Here is a 15,433-nt window from a genome sequence, read left to right as displayed (position 1 = left end):
CCGGATCGGACCATCGACCGGGTCGCGGACGCCTCCGCGGGCGGACGAGGTGCGGCGGGATGCCGGGCGGCCGGCCGATCGCCGCGGCGTGCCGGACACCCGCTCGGGGCCGAGATCCGGTCCGGGCCGGACCTGGGCTGAACGTCGTCGCTCGCCTGGCGATGTCATCGGACGCCGGTAGAGTGACATCTTTCGATCGCCCAGTCAGGAGGCAACAGGTGGACGTCAAATCGGCCGTGCGCGGCTTCAATTCGGTGGTACTCACGCTCACGGAGGCGCCGGTTCTCGGCCCGCTGATGCGGAAGGGGTTCGTCGAGATCAGCTATGTCGGGCGAAAGTCGGGTAAGACGTTCAGCACACCGGTGAACTATCGGCGTTCCGGCGATTCCATCCTCATCGGCGTCGCTATGCCCGATCGCAAGAGCTGGTGGCGCAACTTCACCGGTGAGGGCGGCCCCATCACGCTGCATCTGGACGGTGGCGACCGGCGCGGCCACGCCGTGGCGACGCGTGACGAGAAGGGCCGGGTGCGGGTACAGGTGCAGCTGGACGACGACACCGCCGCGGGCTCGGACTGATCCGGACACTCTGCGGCGCAGAGGTTTTCGAGGGGAGTTGGTGCCCGCGCGGGCGGGCACCGGAGACGTGCGGGAGCCGCTAGGCCGGTATTCGAGCCGTGAGACTGCTTGCGCGAGTGTCGTATTCGGCACCGTCGAGTGCCGGTGCGGTGAATCTGTGCAGATCGAATTCGTGGGTCCGCACACCGTGGTGGAAGGCGTCGAGCTCGGCTCGATCGAAGACGAGCTCCACATCCGTTGCGCGACGGCCGGTTTCGGTGCGCAGCACATAGCGTCCGTCGGGGCGCCGCAACTGCGTGATCGGTAATCGCTCGGTGCGCCCGGCGCGGATACCCGCCTGGTATTTGTCGAACTGTTCGTCGGTGACCAGCAGCATCTCGGTGCTGCCCACGGCCGTGGCGGCGGTGGTGGCGGCAGTAGCGCACTTGTCGTCCCAGACGGCGGTCCATCCGTGTTTGCGTGCGACGCGCACGCAGTTCTGGTGCGGGGAACTGGCTGAGGCTTTTCGGAATTCACCTACGGTGAAGGTCGGTGGCCGCGTCATCGGATGCCCTTTCTACGGAGTAAAGCTGCCGGCGCACCGATGCGCGGACCGCCGCGCCGACCGTGCCGGCTAAGGCTTGTAGCCGACGGCCGCGAAATTACACGGCCGTGCCGGATCCGCTATGTCCACCGGTGCAGAGGGCCGCCAATCGGGGGCGTGCACGATCCCGGGATTCAGGAGTTCGAGGCCGTCGTAGAAGGCGGCGAAATCGTCACGGCGGCGCAGGGTCAACGGATCCGAGGTCTGCTTGTAGAGCTCTGCCGCCGCGGCCATTCCGCGTTGGACATCCTCGGACGCGTCGTCGAGACCGGCATGGCTCATCGCCACACAGCTGCCGCGCGGGAGCCGATCTCGCAGCTGGGCCATCAGCCGGTACGGGCGGTCGCTGTCCGGCACGAACGGCCAGACGCCGACGATGAGCAATCCGAGCGGCTGATCCGGATCGATGAGGCGCCGGGTCTCGGGATGGTCGAAAATATCGTCGGGACACCGCAGATCGGCATCGATGACCGCGGTGGTGGCGAGAGTGTCGGTACGGTGCAGCAGATCGTGCCAGCGCGCCACCGCCTCGGTGTTGTTGTCCACGTACACGACCCGGGTCCGCGACTCGTGGGCCCGCGCGATCTCGTGGGTGTTGCCCGCCGTCGGCAGGCCGGCGCCGATGTCGAGGAACTGCCGGATGCCGAGTGTGGCCATGAAATCGACTGCGCGGCACAGGAATTCGCGATTGTGCCGCGCCCAGGCATCGGCGTGGGGGAACAGCGCGAACACGCGCTCACCGAAGACCTTGTCGATGTCGAACAGCGCCTGTCCCGACAGATAGTAGTGGTACATGCGCGCCGCCGAGGGCCGGCTCGTGTCGATGTCGCGTGAGGGAAAGTCGTTGTCGCTCATAGCTGCCCGGCACTCCTTAGGCTTTGCAGATTACGGTCGGTGGGTCACGTCCCGGTGACGCTCTCGCGTCGGAACGAACGCGCGATCCGGTCGATGAACGCTCGCGACCGATCGGGATCCGCTGCGGCCGCGGATAATCGGTCCCAGACGGTCTCCCGGGCGCGTACCGCGGGCTTGTCGTCGATATAGCGAATGTCGCCCTGGCTCTCCACGATCGCCATGTCCAGGTCGCCCGCCGCGCCGGGGGAGGGGACCCGCACCAGCGTGAAGCGGTCCTCCATCCCCGCGCCGCGGGTGGGGACGGTGAACGGCAGCACCTGCAGGATGATGTTGGGCCGATGCGACAGTTCGAGCAGGTATTCCAGTTGTTCGGCCATCACCGCGCGGCCGCCGTATTCGCGGCGCAGGCACGATTCCGAGAGCACGGCGTGGAAACGCGGCGCGGCGGGACCGGTGAGGACGTCCTGGCGGGCCAGTCGCGCGCGTACGGAATCCTCCACGGTGACCGCACAGGGATCGGCGGACGCGGTCTGCGCGTCGTGCGGGGGTTCGTGCAGGGCCCGGATATAGGGCTCGCATTGGATCAGTCCGGGCACGATCTCGGCCTCGGTGACCCGCAGCAGACTGGCGTGGGCCTCGAGGTCCACCAGCAGACGCAATTCCTCGAGGTAGGCGCGGCGGTGACCGGTATTCCAGAAACCGCGTTTGTGGTTGTCCCGGCGTAACGCCTCGAGGCTGTCGAGATACCCGGGGTCGGTGAAACCCAATGCGACCGCGAGGCGTTCGAGATCGCCGACGGTGATCGAGCTGGCGCCGTTGATCAACATCGCGATCCGGCTCTGGCTGGTATCGATGATCCGTGCGGCCTCCGCCTGATTCACCCCCGCGGTGCTGATCATATGTTCGATCTCGCGGCCCAGCAGCAATTTTCGCGCGGTACGTAATCGGGCTCCCATGGGTGCCAGCGTATCGGCGCGGCGCGCGGCCCGGGAGGTCGACGAAACGAGGCACTGCTGCGTGATGATCATACGCCCGACGAAATCTCTTCCGCCCCAATCGCTTTCCTTCGCGTGATAATCACGCTAGCATGTATCACGTTCAGGCTATCACGGTTTCGGCGACAGCCGAGTGCGGCCGGAGTCGCGAATATCCGCGGATCTCCCGGAATCAGCCGACGGTTCTCGTATGCCGGACTGGGCCGTCCGAATTGCGGACGGATGACCCGAATTCGGGCGACGATTGGGAGATCTCACAACCGCGGACCCCTGTGGTTCGGATGTTTGGGCCAACCCGCGCCGACTGCTCGTAATCACCGCGCGTCACCGTTACCTTCGTCAGTGCGATGGGGATCGGGCGCACGGAAGGAGCGCGATGCCGGCCTACGACTCCTGGGATGCGGAATCCGCGGAGGGCGATGGATTCGATTCCGGAAATGCCAGGAGTGCAACGCATTCCGATCCCGCGATAGTCATGCGGATGGGATTCGAACTGGCGCTCATCCTGCTCGGCGATGCGCCCACCGGGGCGGCGCGGGCGCTGCGGCGACTCGAACACGCGGCGGCGGTGTGGGCGCGCGACGGCGTACCGATCGATATGGTGCAGCACGCGATTCACGACGGAGTGAAACTGACCCTTGATCGCATCGATCCGGCCGGTGGTAAAGGAACCACCGATCCGGTGGCCGATCGCAGCTTCCTGGTCGACATGCTGGATCTGCTGACCTGCACCGTCTCCCGCGCCTACGTCGCCGAAATACGCAGACACCCTGCCCACTGACCGCCGCTGCGGTGCGGCGACCGATGCCTCTTCCGGTAGGGCCTCATGCGGTGGTGTAGGTGCGGGCGACGAGTGCGGAGCGGAGGTACCAGAGTCCGCTGGCTTGGGTGGGGTCGAAGCCGGTGAGTTGGGCGATGCGTTTGAGGCGGTAGTCGACGGTGTTGGTGTGGACGTGGAGGAGTCGGGCGGTGCGTTGGCGGTTGAGGTTGTTGGCGATGTGGGTTTGGAGGGTGGTGAGGAGTTCGGGGTGGTGGTCGAGGGGGTTGAGGAGGGTGCCGAGGTGGTCGCGGCCGGGGCCGGGGCGGGTGAGTTGGTATTCGAGGGCGAGGTCGTCGAAGCGGTAGAGGCCGGGGATTGATCCGAGGCGGGTGACCATGTCGAGGAGTTGGTGGGTTTGGTCGGTGGCGGTGGGGATGTCGGTGGTGGGTGTGGTTGTGGTGGTGGCGGTGATGGGGACGCGGGCGGCGTGGGAGAGGTGGGTGATGAGGGTGTCGAGGTCGGTGGGTGTGGTGGTGGGGATGAGGAGGGTGCCGCCGTCGGTGGAGAGGAGGGAGAGGGTGGTGGTGTGGGTGGTGGTGGCGAGGGCGGCTTGGATGCGGCGGAGTTTGCGGCGGGCGATGATGGTGGGGTCGAGGTGGGGGTTGGCTTGGTCGGGGTGTGGGGGGATGTGGAGGGCGAGGATGTGGTAGTTGTCGGCGATTTCGATGCCGCATTCGCGGGCCATGGTGCTGGTGGGGTGGCCGCCGAGGAGGGCTGAGGTGAGGGTGTGGACGGCGTTGTGGTGTTCGGAGACGACGGCGCGGAGTTCGCGGACGTAGGCGTGGGAGACGGCGGTGGTCATGGTGTCGAGGATTTCGACGAGGAGTTTGGCGCCTTGGAGGAGGTTGGTGTAGTCGGTGTGGGTGAGGGTGAGTGTGGGTTCACCGTCACCGCCGTTGCTGCTGCCGGCACTGTTACTGCCACTGTTGCCGCCGCTGCCGTTGCTGTTGCTGGTGGTGGTGGGGCGGGTTTTGGTGGTGGCGTTGGTGACGACGAGGTCGAAGCCGATTTTGAAGCCTTCGTGGATGGCGTGGTGGATGGTGTCGATGGGGACGCCTTCGCGGGCCCAGGCGGCGGCGGCGTCTTTGAGGCGTTCGGTTTTTTCGGGGATGTCGCGGCCGTCGAGGAGGCTGATGGCGAGTTCGAGGCAGGTGCGGGTGATGGTGGTGATGTCGCCGTGGATGGCGTCGCCGGGCAGGGTGCCGCAGGGGGCGACGTTTTCGACGAAGTGGCCGACCATGTGCCGCGACAGCGACCACACATCCTTCAACGGCGACGACAGCAATTGACCGGACATGGTCAAACTGGGGCGCGTCGAGCCGGCGGTGGCCTCGCCGGAAGCGCCCGGTGCGGCGACGGGCCCCCGGGACGCGGTAGACCCTGGCGAGGCGGCAGAACCCGGCGTGGCAACAGACATTGGCGAAAACTTCCTTCCCCGCCCGTTTACTGCGCTGCCTTTATAACGTAACCGTAACGAGACCCCGATGGATGTATTTCGCTCATCCTCGTGACAAATGAGGATGTCACCCGGGTGCGCCCTGGTGAACGGTCACAACTCGGCCGCCGGTTGGAACGGACCGGTCAGGTCGGCGCTCCCGCCGATCAGCAGCCGCTTGAGCACCTTGCCGGTCTCACCGCGCGGCAGTGCCGACAGGAAGGTGACATCGCGCGGCACCGAGAACCTGCTCAGCCGGTTGCGGACGTAGGTGCGGATCATGTCCGGGTCCAGGCCCGAACCCTCGCGCTTGACGATGAACGCGGCCAGCCGCTGCCCGAATTCATGGTCCGGCACCCCGACCACGGCCACATCGGCGATCTGCGGCAGATGTGACAGCGCCTCCTCCACCGGCCGCGGGAAGACGTTCTCACCGCCCGAGATGATCATCTCGTCGTCGCGGCCGGCGATGAACAGCCGTCCGTCGGCATCCAGATACCCCAGGTCGCCGGTGTCGAGCATGCCGTCGGTCTCGTCCGGCGGCGCCGAATTGACGTATCCGTCGAACAGCATGTGATTGCCCACGTAGATGCGTCCGGTCGCGCCGACCGGCACGGGCGTGCGATCCGGGCCCAGCACAGCGATTTTGGTGCCGAGCGGTGGCAGCCCGGCGGTGGTCGGCGCGGCCCGCAGATCCTCGGGCGTGGCGATGGTCGCCCACGACACCTCGGTGGAGCCGTAGATGTTGTAGAGCACATCGCCGTAGTTGTCGGCGAACCGCAGCACGGTGGCACCGGCCAGCGGCGCCCCGCAACTCGCCGCGATCCGCAGGCTGGAGGTGTCGTAGCGGGCCCGCACATGGGTCGGCAGGTCCAGGATCCGCTGCACCATGGTCGGCACCAGAATCACCGTGCCGACCCGGTTTTCGGCTATCCTGCGCAGGGTGTCGCGGGCATCGAACTGCTCCGGCAGCACGACGGTGGCGCGCAGCGCCGTACTCAATTGCAGGGCGGCCAGCCCCCAGGTGTGGAACAGCGGTGCCGGGATGAGCATGGTGTCGTTCATGCGCAGCGGAATGCGCGACAGCAGCGCCGCCACCGTGGCGAAGCCCTTGGCGTGCGGGCGGCGCGCACCCTTCGGGGTGCCGCTGGTCCCGGAGGTCAGCACGATCAACCGGCCCGGCCGTGCGGGTTTGTCGAAACCGTTGTCGCCCTCGGTGATCAGATCCTCGATGGTGGTGCGCCCGGGTGTGCCGTCGTCGGTGGCGATGCGCACGATGTCGGAATGCAGGTAGTGGATCAGTTCTTCCAGCTCGGCGTCGACGAAGACGTGCGCCAGCCGGTGCCGCTGCACGATTTCCTCGATCCGCCGGGCCGACAGGCCCGCGTTGAGCAGGATCGTGTCCACGCCGAGTTTGCCTGCCGCGACCATGGTTTCGACCATGCCGGCGTGATTGCGAGCCAGCAGGCCGATCGCGTCGCCGGTGCGCAGGCCCAGGCCGGCCATGCCGCCCGCCAGTGCGGTGCTGCGCCGGTCGATGTCGGCGAAGGTGCGACTGCGCCGATCGTCGATGACGGCGATGCGGTGGGGGGAATGCGCGGCCGCGGCCGCGTAGCCGCCGGCGAGATTGAAACCCCACCGGGCGAGTCCGCGCAGCTGCCCGACACTGCGATCCGGCCGCGCCGTGTGCACCACGCCCGTTCCGAGGATGTGGCGAGCCACGTCCGCGCGCCGCCGCAGCGGAGAGTTCTCGCGGTTGATCACGACCGAAGTCGGTGCGGCCGTGACCAGTTGGCGCAGCCGCCGCAGTCCGGCGTCGAGCCAGGCCAGCGCGCCGGCGGTCGAGGCGCGCGCGGCGACCGGATGTATCCGGCCGGCGGCGAAACAGGTGATCACGGCCCGGGTGCCGCCCTCGATATCGCGCAGCCGCACGGAGGCGAAACTTCCGGTCGCCGCGCAGTACAACTCGAAGGCCTCCCCGCGCGGGCCCACCCGCACCGTCAGCGACAGCGTCCGGATCTCGGTGTCGGCGGTTCCGATGCGCAGCTGCCACAGCGGCGCGCCGGCGACGGCCTCGAGCCGTTCACAGGCGCCGATCCCGGTGAAGATGCGCGGATACAGCTGCGGGTCGATGAGCAGCTCCCAGACGGCGCTGCGCTCGACCGGCAGCTCGACGGCGGTGTCGAAAACCTCGGTAGCCAACTTCTTACACTTCTCGCGGGCCGGTTCTTCGAGCACACCGGCGGGAACTCCTTTGTAACCGGGATTGATTTCGCGCAGAAGATGCCTTGTGACAATTCCCGGAGCGCCCGGGGGCACGGTTGTGAGTTGGCCGCCGATCGTCCGATGCGTGATGTGCGTCGCAGTCCGGAACGGAACGTCGTCCACCGCCCCGATCGTTGAGCCAGCGGCTGTCCCGCGTCACAACGGTGCCGGACCCCGCCGGAAAAGGATGTGTGAGCTGGATGAGCAGGCGATTCGGGTCACGGTACCGGCGCCCGGCGGTGCTGTGCCTGGCGCTGGCGGCCGTGGTGGCGCTGTCGAGCGGCGTCGCCGCGGCGACCGACGGATCGGCGTCTGCGGACGGATCCCGGATCGACCGGATCATCGATATCGACGCCCGCCACGCCACGCTCGTCGTGTACTCGGCGGCCATGGACCGCACGATCAGCATGCGGGTACTGCGCCCGGTCGACACCTCGCGGCCGGCTCCGGTGCTGTATCTGCTCGACGGCGCGGAGGACGGCATCGGGACCGGCGGCATCGAAACCTCGTGGGAAACCCGCACCGACATCGACGCTTTCACCGCCGACAAGGACGTCACCGTGGTGAACATCCTCGACGGCCGCTACACGTACTACACCGATTGGCTCGCCGACGATCCGGTGCTGGGCCGCAACGAATGGACGACCTTCCTGACGCGGGAACTGCCGCCGCTCGTCGACGCCGCGCTGCGCACCTCGGGCCGCAATGCGATTGCGGGGGTGTCGATGTCGGCGACCTCGGTCCTCGCGCTGGCGCAGGCTGCTCCCGGACTGTACGCCGCGGTGGGGTCGTTCAGCGGATGCGCCCAGACCGGAACCGATCCGGGCCGGCGCTTCGTGCAGGCGGTGGTGGCCTCCGGCGGCGGAAATCCGTGGAACATGTGGGGCCCGGACGGTTCGCCCGGCTGGAACGACGCCGATCCCAGCACCGCGGCGAATCTGGAAAAGCTCCGGGGGACAGAGCTTTTCGTGACCGCGGGGGTGCCGCGCCCCGGCGGTGCGACGAACGGCCCGGCTGTCGCCGATCCCGCCGGAGGCGGTGCGCTGGAATCGGTGGTCGCGCAGTGCACCCGGCGGCTGCAGGACGCGACCGAGGCTCTCGGAATTCCCGCCACCTACCGCTACACGCCGGGCGGGCTGCACGACTGGCCGTACTGGGAGCGGTCCCTGCACGAGGCGTGGCCGATGATCGCACGGGCGCTCGCCGATTAGCAGCCCGGATCAGGGCTTGCGGGCCACACCCGCATAGCCGTCGAGGGGCCGGACCTCCGGCAGGGGCTCGTCCGGATCCGGTCGCCACCGGGCCAGATATTCCAGGCCGGGTTCGACCAGGACCAGATCGCCGAGCAGTTCCATGATCTCGGCGCGGGTGCGCAGCCGATCGCCCCGGCCGGTGACGCGTTCGGTCACCGCGAGCATGCGGTCCATCTGCTCGGGCGGTCCCTCGCTGGTCAGATGCGACAGCGCCAGATAACTTCCGGAGGCGATGGTGTCGCGCAGTCGTTCGAATACCGTCGCGGCCAGCGCGTCGTCGGCGACGAAATGCAGCATCGATACGAGCAGGACGGCGACCGGCCGGTCGAAATCCAGCAGCTCCCGGACCTGCGGATGCTCCAGTACCCCATCGATATCGGTGAAATCGCCGTGCACCGCGGTGGCGTTCGGATTGTCGGCCAGCAGCTTGCGGCTCATGGTCACCGCGACCGGATCGATATCGACATAGACCACTCGCGCGCCCGGCACGACGCGCTGCGCGATCTCGTGCACGTTGCCCGCGGTCGGAATTCCGGAGCCCAGATCGAGGAATTGGTCGATACCCGCCTCGGCGAGAAAACCCACCGCACGCTGCAAAAACGCGCGGTTGGCGCGGGCCGTGCGCGGGACTTCGGGAATGACCTCGATCATTTGCGCGGCGACCGCCCGATCCACCTCGAAATTGGCGAATCCTCCGAGCAGATAGTCGTAAACTCGCGCCGGGCTGGGAATCCTGGGGTCGATGTCGTCGGCCGCCCAGTCGGGTAACAGAGGTTGCACGCAGCTCATCCTAGGCCGCGCACCCGGGCGGCGACATCGGTCGCATGAAGGACCCAGCGGTTGCGTCCGCTGGCCTTCGCGCGATAGAGTCCGGCGTCGGCGGCATCGAGCAGCCGCTCGGCGTCGGTGCCGGTGACGGGGGTGACGATCGCGCCGATACAGGCCGAGATCATCAGGTCGTGGTTGTCGACGGGGATGGGGTCGGCCAGCGCGTCGAGCAGGCGCTGCGCGACCGTGGCGATGTGCTCGGTATCGCAGGTCGGCCGCACCAGCCCGACGAATTCGTCGCCGCCCACCCGGGCCAGCAGGATCGCCGGGACGGCCGCCGAGAGCCGGTCCGCGACGGCGACCAGCAGGCGATCGCCCACCCCGTGGCCGTAGGTGTCGTTGACCGATTTGAATCCGTCGAGGTCGATGAAACACAAGCCGATGCAGTCCTCGGTCTCGGCGTCGGTGATGATGGCCGAGAGCACTTCCACCAGTTGCCGCCGATTGGGCAGGCCGGTGAGCGGATCCAGGCGGGCCTGGCGATGTAATTCGGCCTGCAATTCCCGCCGCTGTGTGGTGTCTTCGCCGACCACCAGCAGATAGGCCGCGCGCCCGCCGGTCGCCGGCACCAGGGTGATCGCCCAGGTGGCCCACCCGTCGACACCTTCGGGCCGGGGATAGCGCAATTCCATCCGGACCGTGCCCGAGCCGGCGTGCAAAAGTTCGCCCAGCACGCGGCGCCGCAATTCCACTCGATCGTCCGGATGGATCAGATCGGTGACCCCGCGTTCGAGCAGATACTCGCGGCTCACGCCCAGCATCGCGGCCATGGCCGGATTCACGTCGACCACCCGGCCTTCGGCGTCACCGATGCCGATGGCGATGGCGGCATTGTCGAATACCACCCGGAATCGCGCCTCGGCGGCATTGCGGGCATCGGCCATCGCCGAGTGCAACATTTCCTGATGCCGTGCCCGGGTGGCGAGTAACTCCTCGGTATATCCGCGGGCCATCTCACCCAGTACGGCGAGCACCCGATCGCCCGGGGGGAAGGCGGTGGTGGCCAGCGGCGTCAGCGCGCGGGCGGAGCGCGGCATGACCTGCGGATCGGTGAGGTTGGCGCGCACCAGCGCGGCGCCGATCGCGGCCGCGGGCGCCGCGTCGAACGGTTCCGCCCGCACGATGGTGACGAGCTGCTGGAGCAACCCCAGCAGCAGGTGCTCGAGCTCGCGCATGGACATGGGAACGAAACCGGTGTCGGCGATCGCGATACGCCATCGCCGAGCCAGTTCACCGACCCCGGTTTCCCCTGTCATGCACACCAACCCCGCCTCGGAACTACTCCCAGCGACTTGTGAGTACGGCGCGGCGCCGAACCAGAGAACCAGATTACCGCGCCGAGCGGGCCCGCAAGATCACGGCTGTGGCGTGATGCTGCGGGCCCGCTCGGTATGTACGGTGTGCGATCTCGGTGGAAAGATCGGATGCCGGCTACTTGCTCGCTTTGTGATAGGCGGCGACAACCTCGGAGGAAATGCGGCCGCGCGCGGAGACGTTATAGCCGTGTTTCTTGGCCCATTCCCGGATCGCCACCGTCTGCTCGCGGTCGGCCGCGGACTTCGTGCGGGTGCCGCCGCCGGACTTCAAGCGGCCGACCTTGCGGGCCTTTTCCGTCCAGGGTTCGAGTGCCCCGCGCAGCTTCCCGGCATTCAATGTCGACAGGTCGATTTCATACGCCACACCGTCGATCGAGAACTGCACGGTCTCATCCGCTTTGGACTTCCCGTCGTAATCATCGATGAGTGTGACGGTGACTTTCTTGGCCATGATCGAGCCCTTTCGCACTGACACGGAGCAACTGGGATTGTGTATACCGTACCGTAGTGCGACCGGCCGTAGTGAATCCGGTGCTATTCGGGCGTTTTCGATCGTGAATGTTCCCGGAATGCGAAAAGAATCGGCGGGACGCATTTAGTGCGGGCGCGGCAAAAGTTATCGGAATGCTCGCGGTCTTCGGACACTACTCGGGAGTTCGGATCGCGCGGTTCGGATAAAGGATGCGGTGCGCGGGTACCCGGCTGCCGGGCCTCGGGGCGCGGAGCAGGGGATATTGCACACATAGCGATGTATGCATATGATGACGAGCGAAGCGACGGAGAGGAGTTTCGGGCATGGGCGCCGGACATACACACGGCTCGGGCCACGGGCATGCGCACAGTCATGCGCACGCCACTCCCGACAGCGATCGGCGCTGGCTCGCCGGGGCGCTCGCGGTCATCGTGGTCTTCCTCCTCGGCGAGGTGGTCGTCGGTGTGGTGGCCGGATCACTGGCCCTGCTGTCGGATGCCGCGCACATGCTCACCGACGCCGCTTCGATCGCGTTGGCGCTGTGGGCAATTCGTCTCGCGGCGCGACCACCGGCCGGGCGGATGACCTTCGGCTGGAAGCGGGTCGAAATCCTGTCCGCGCAAGCCAACGGCCTGACGCTGCTGGTGTTGTCGGCCTGGCTGTTCTACGAGGCGATCCGCCGCCTGATCCAGCCGCCGTCGGTCACCGGGGAGCTCGTCCTCGCCACAGCGCTCGTGGGTGTGGTCGTGAATCTCGCCGCCACCTGGATGATTTCCCGGGCCAATCGCAGCAGCCTGAATGTCGAGGGCGCGTTCCAGCACATCCTCACCGATCTCTACGCCTTCCTCGCGACCGCGGTGGCCGGAGTGATCATCATGGTCACCGGATTCGAACGCGCCGACGCGATAGCGACGCTGGTGGTGGTCGCGCTGATGGTCAAGGCGGGCGTCGGCCTGGTCCGCGCGTCGAGCCGGATATTCCTCGAGGCCGCCCCGGCCGATATCGACCCGGCTGCGGTGGGTGTGGGCATGGCCGCCCGTGACGGGGTGGTCGAGGTGCACGACCTGCACATCTGGGAAATCACCTCGGGGTCTCCGGCGCTCTCGGCGCACGTGCTGGTCGAGCCCGGCCGCGACTGTCATGCGGTGCGTCAGGATCTGGCGCAGTGGCTGGCCGCCGACCATCACATCGAGCACGCCACGCTGCAGGTGGATCACGCACAGCCCGAACTGATCGAACTCGGGGCCGGTTCGAGTGGCCACTGTGCTGAGTCGCACGGCCCCGCGCACCGGCCGCAGGGTGTCGCGCACGCCCACGAATCCGGTAATCGGAACTAACCGGACACCCCGCCGGACCGGCGCAAACGCCCCGGGACGCCGGGTGGATACTGGCTGCCGTGGGATGGATAGACACGCCGCTGACCGTGCAGTCCGTCATCGAGGAATGGCGCTGGGACACCTCGACCATCGTGGTGACCGCGGCGTTGGGGCTCGGCTACGGCCTGGCTCGCCGGCGCGCCGATCGGCGCGGTAGCACGGAGTCGGCGGGACGCAGCTGGGCGTTCGGCGCGGTCGGCCTCGGAGTGTGGTTGCTGACCGGCATCAGCGTGATCGGCGTGTATTCCGGGACCCTCTTCTGGATGCGGGCACTGCAGATCCTGCTGCTGCTCTACGTGGTTCCGTTCGGCCTGGCGACCGGGCGGCCGCTGACCGTGGTGCGGGATTCGCTGGGCGCGGCCGGACGAGCGAGGATGGAACGCGTGCTGGCCTCGGCGCCGGCGCGGGTGGTGACCTATCCGCTGGTCTCCTCGATCGCCATCCTGGCCACTCCCTGGCTGCTGATCCTGACCCCGTGGTACGAAGCCGTCCTGCGGCACGGCGTGGTCGATGCGCTCACCCGAATGCTGCTGGTGGCCGTCGGCTTCCTGTACTTCTATTCGCGGCTGCAGACCGATCCGGTGCCGCACCGCTATTCGCAGGCTCTCTCGTTGTTGATCACGGTTTTCGAGTCGCTGGCAGACGGGGTGCTGGGGTTGGTGCTGTGGTTCGGGCCGCTGGTCGCGGTGGACTACTACACCGAGGTGGGCCGGACGTGGGGCCCCGATCTACGCATGGATCAGATCATCGGCGCGGGCATCATCTGGGTGCTCGGCGACGTGCTCGGCCTGCCCTACCTGCTGACGCTGATGCGATCGTGGGCGGCCGACGAACGACGCAACGCCGCGAAAATGGACGCCGAACTCGATGCGGCCGAAGAGCTTTCGGCGCCACCGGCCGACGCGGACGGGCGGACCTCGCCCGCGCCCGCCGCGGCGACGGCGAGCGCGGAGGCACCGGTCCAGAGCGGCCTGTGGTGGGAAAATGATCCCGTGCTGCGCGACCGCTTCCGGCGCTGACGGAATGCGCCCGTCCGGACGGCCACCGCTTCCTGCCGCCGGCCGGGCTGTCGCACCCGGATCTCGCGCACTCAGATCTTGTGCACTCAGATCTTGCGGATCACCGTGACGACCTTGCCCAGGATCTGGGCGTCGTTACCGTCGATCGGATCGAACAGCGGGTTGTGCGGAATCAGCCAGACCTGGTCGCCGGTGCGTTTGAACGTCTTGACCGTCGCCTCGCCCTCGATCATCGCCGCGACGATATCGCCGTTGTCGGCGACATTCTGCTGGCGGACGACCACCCAGTCGCCGTCGCAGATCGCCGCGTCGACCATCGATTCGCCGACGACCTTCAGCAGGAACAGCGAACCCTCGCCGACCAGTTCGCGCGGCAGCGGGAACACGTCCTCGACGGCCTGTTCCGCGAGGATCGGCCCACCGGCGGCGATGCGGCCCAGCACCGGCACATAGGTGGGCGCCGGGGTCGCGTCGGAGGTTTCGGTCGCCACCGCGCGCAGCACCGGCGCGGCACCGGCCGCGCGCACGGCGGTCTCGTCCAGGCCGCGGACGTCGACCGCACGGGGACGGTTGGGATCGCGGCGCAGATACCCCTTGCGCTCGAGTGCCCGGAGCTGATGCGCGACCGAGGAGGTGGAGGTGAGTCCGACCGCATCTCCGATCTCGCGGATGCTCGGGGGATAGCCGCGTTCGTTCACCGAGGTCCGGATGACCTCGAGTACCTTGCGCTGGCGGACGGTGAGATCCGCTCCGTTGCCGGGGGTTTCGGTGTCACCGGCCGGCGCCGGGGCGCCGTCGGGGGAGACCGTGCCGCTTCCGGCCGCCTCCTCGTGTCCGACCACCGTACGTTCGCTCACGCTCGCCGTCCTCCATTCGTCTGTCTGCCGGGGCGTGTGTCTGCCGGGTTCTGCCGGCGCCGGGTTCTGCCGGCGCCGCCGGATCGCGTGTTTCGAATGTAGTCCGCCCGCGGCCAGGTTTCAAACATCTGTTCGACGCATGTCGGCGTGGCTGGTGACTTTGTCGGTCCGGCGTGGTAAGAATTCGAACATCAGTTCGTCGAACAGATGAGCGAATACGCCACCACTCTCATATCCCTGTGATCCATCAGCCCAGCACTCGTCACAGCATTCATGGAGGTCGTCAGATGCGTACCGCGGTCGATGAATTCAGCACGATCGGCACCCGGACCGGTTCGGCCGGCGGTGCCCCCGTCCGCACCGTGCGGCCGGTCCGGCGCCACGGCCGGGCCGACCTGCGGCGTCCCCGCGGCCCGTATCGCCCGCACGCCGTGGCGGGCTACGACCGAGTGCCGGCCGCCGCGCCGGCCCGCGGGCCCCATCCGCTCCAGCGGGTGGAACAAGCCCGAATCGGACTCGCGACCCTCGCGGCGACCGCCCTGCTCACCGCGGCAGCGGTCTGTGGATTGATGGGGGTGGCGCAGCTGCGCGACGCGGGTGGCCCGGCGTCCACACAGACCGTCCAGGTGCAGCCCGGTGAGTCGCTGGCCGACCTCGCGCAGCGGGTGGCGCCGGGAGATCCGGTGCGCGACACGGTGGCCCGCATCGTGGAGTTGAACGGATTACGCGGCGCCGAGGTGGCCGCCGGACGCACTCTCGTGGTTCCGGCATCGCGATAAAG

Annotated in this window: 15 protein-coding genes; 6 read left to right on the top strand and 9 right to left on the bottom strand. The window is 67.8% G+C overall.

Annotated elements, in window-relative coordinates:
* Positions 1–218: 218 nt before the first annotated feature.
* A complete protein-coding gene (locus NN2_RS25820; protein WP_063016669.1) occupies positions 219–578 on the top strand; it encodes a PNPOx family protein in 360 nt (119 codons plus the stop codon).
* 79 nt (positions 579–657) lie between these two features.
* Here NN2_RS25820 and NN2_RS25815 read toward each other — a convergent pair whose 3' ends face one another.
* The 3 genes from NN2_RS25815 to NN2_RS25805 form a co-directional block, all read right to left on the bottom strand.
* Entirely contained in the window at positions 658–1,050 is a 393-nt protein-coding gene (locus NN2_RS25815; RefSeq protein ID WP_063016667.1) for a hypothetical protein, read from the bottom strand.
* Between the two features lie 141 nt (positions 1,051–1,191).
* Positions 1,192–2,016, bottom strand: coding sequence for an SAM-dependent methyltransferase (locus tag NN2_RS25810; protein ID WP_063016665.1), 825 nt, complete (start codon positions 2,014–2,016; stop codon positions 1,192–1,194).
* A gap of 44 nt (positions 2,017–2,060) precedes the next feature.
* Positions 2,061–3,044 (bottom strand): helix-turn-helix domain-containing protein, encoded by a 984-nt coding sequence (locus tag NN2_RS25805; RefSeq protein ID WP_227462858.1) that lies wholly within the window; start codon positions 3,042–3,044, stop codon positions 2,061–2,063.
* A 343-nt stretch (positions 3,045–3,387) separates the two neighbouring features.
* On the opposite strand from NN2_RS25805, the gene NN2_RS25800 reads away from it, so the two are divergent.
* The gene (locus tag NN2_RS25800) at positions 3,388–3,792 is read left to right on the top strand and encodes an RsbRD N-terminal domain-containing protein (RefSeq protein WP_063016663.1); all 405 of its coding nucleotides are present in this window, start codon (positions 3,388–3,390) and stop codon (positions 3,790–3,792) included.
* Between the two features lie 43 nt (positions 3,793–3,835).
* Here NN2_RS25800 and NN2_RS25795 read toward each other — a convergent pair whose 3' ends face one another.
* Together NN2_RS25795 and NN2_RS25790 are read right to left on the bottom strand one after the other, a co-directional pair.
* The gene (locus tag NN2_RS25795; protein WP_063016661.1) at positions 3,836–5,128 is read right to left on the bottom strand and encodes a PucR family transcriptional regulator; all 1,293 of its coding nucleotides are present in this window, start codon (positions 5,126–5,128) and stop codon (positions 3,836–3,838) included.
* Positions 5,129–5,380: 252 nt separating this feature from the next.
* On the bottom strand, positions 5,381–7,504 hold the full coding sequence (locus NN2_RS25790; RefSeq protein WP_439955866.1) for an AMP-binding protein: 2,124 nt from the start codon (positions 7,502–7,504) through the stop codon (positions 5,381–5,383).
* Positions 7,505–7,731: 227 nt separating this feature from the next.
* Between NN2_RS25790 and NN2_RS25785 the strand changes: the two genes are divergently transcribed.
* Positions 7,732–8,742: an alpha/beta hydrolase gene (locus NN2_RS25785; RefSeq protein ID WP_063016659.1), complete on the top strand. Its 1,011-nt coding sequence runs from the start codon at positions 7,732–7,734 to the stop codon at positions 8,740–8,742.
* 9 nt (positions 8,743–8,751) lie between these two features.
* Here the strand turns inward: NN2_RS25785 and NN2_RS25780 are convergent, their stop codons facing one another.
* The 3 genes from NN2_RS25780 to NN2_RS25770 form a co-directional block, all read right to left on the bottom strand.
* Positions 8,752–9,564 carry an SAM-dependent methyltransferase gene (locus NN2_RS25780; protein ID WP_169812447.1) on the bottom strand — a complete coding sequence of 271 codons (813 nt, stop codon included), beginning with the start codon at positions 9,562–9,564 and terminating at the stop codon, positions 8,752–8,754.
* A gap of 5 nt (positions 9,565–9,569) precedes the next feature.
* On the bottom strand, positions 9,570–10,868 hold the full coding sequence (locus tag NN2_RS25775) for a diguanylate cyclase domain-containing protein (protein ID WP_063016655.1): 1,299 nt from the start codon (positions 10,866–10,868) through the stop codon (positions 9,570–9,572).
* Between the two features lie 175 nt (positions 10,869–11,043).
* Positions 11,044–11,379, bottom strand: a complete 336-nt coding sequence (locus NN2_RS25770) for a histone-like nucleoid-structuring protein Lsr2 (RefSeq protein ID WP_030517270.1) — start codon at positions 11,377–11,379, stop codon at positions 11,044–11,046.
* A gap of 344 nt (positions 11,380–11,723) precedes the next feature.
* Here NN2_RS25770 and NN2_RS25765 point away from each other — a divergent pair, with 344 nt between their 5' ends.
* Both NN2_RS25765 and NN2_RS25760 read left to right on the top strand, forming a co-directional pair.
* Complete coding sequence (locus tag NN2_RS25765) at positions 11,724–12,737, top strand: cation diffusion facilitator family transporter (RefSeq protein ID WP_063016653.1); 1,014 nt, start codon at positions 11,724–11,726, stop codon at positions 12,735–12,737.
* Between the two features lie 68 nt (positions 12,738–12,805).
* Positions 12,806–13,795: a cytochrome c oxidase assembly protein gene (locus NN2_RS25760; RefSeq protein WP_063016674.1), complete on the top strand. Its 990-nt coding sequence runs from the start codon at positions 12,806–12,808 to the stop codon at positions 13,793–13,795.
* A gap of 86 nt (positions 13,796–13,881) precedes the next feature.
* On the opposite strand, the gene lexA is transcribed toward NN2_RS25760, so the two are convergent.
* The gene (lexA, locus tag NN2_RS25755) at positions 13,882–14,652 is read right to left on the bottom strand and encodes a transcriptional repressor LexA (RefSeq protein WP_030517267.1); all 771 of its coding nucleotides are present in this window, start codon (positions 14,650–14,652) and stop codon (positions 13,882–13,884) included.
* Between the two features lie 287 nt (positions 14,653–14,939).
* On the opposite strand from lexA, the gene NN2_RS25750 reads away from it, so the two are divergent.
* Entirely contained in the window at positions 14,940–15,431 is a 492-nt protein-coding gene (locus NN2_RS25750) for a LysM peptidoglycan-binding domain-containing protein (RefSeq protein ID WP_063016651.1), read from the top strand.
* Positions 15,432–15,433: the final 2 nt, after the last annotated feature.

The organism is Nocardia nova NBRC 15556 (assembly GCF_001613005.1).
GTDB classification, from domain to species: domain Bacteria; phylum Actinomycetota; class Actinomycetes; order Mycobacteriales; family Mycobacteriaceae; genus Nocardia; species Nocardia nova.
This window is presented reverse-complemented; position numbering and strand designations above follow the sequence as displayed.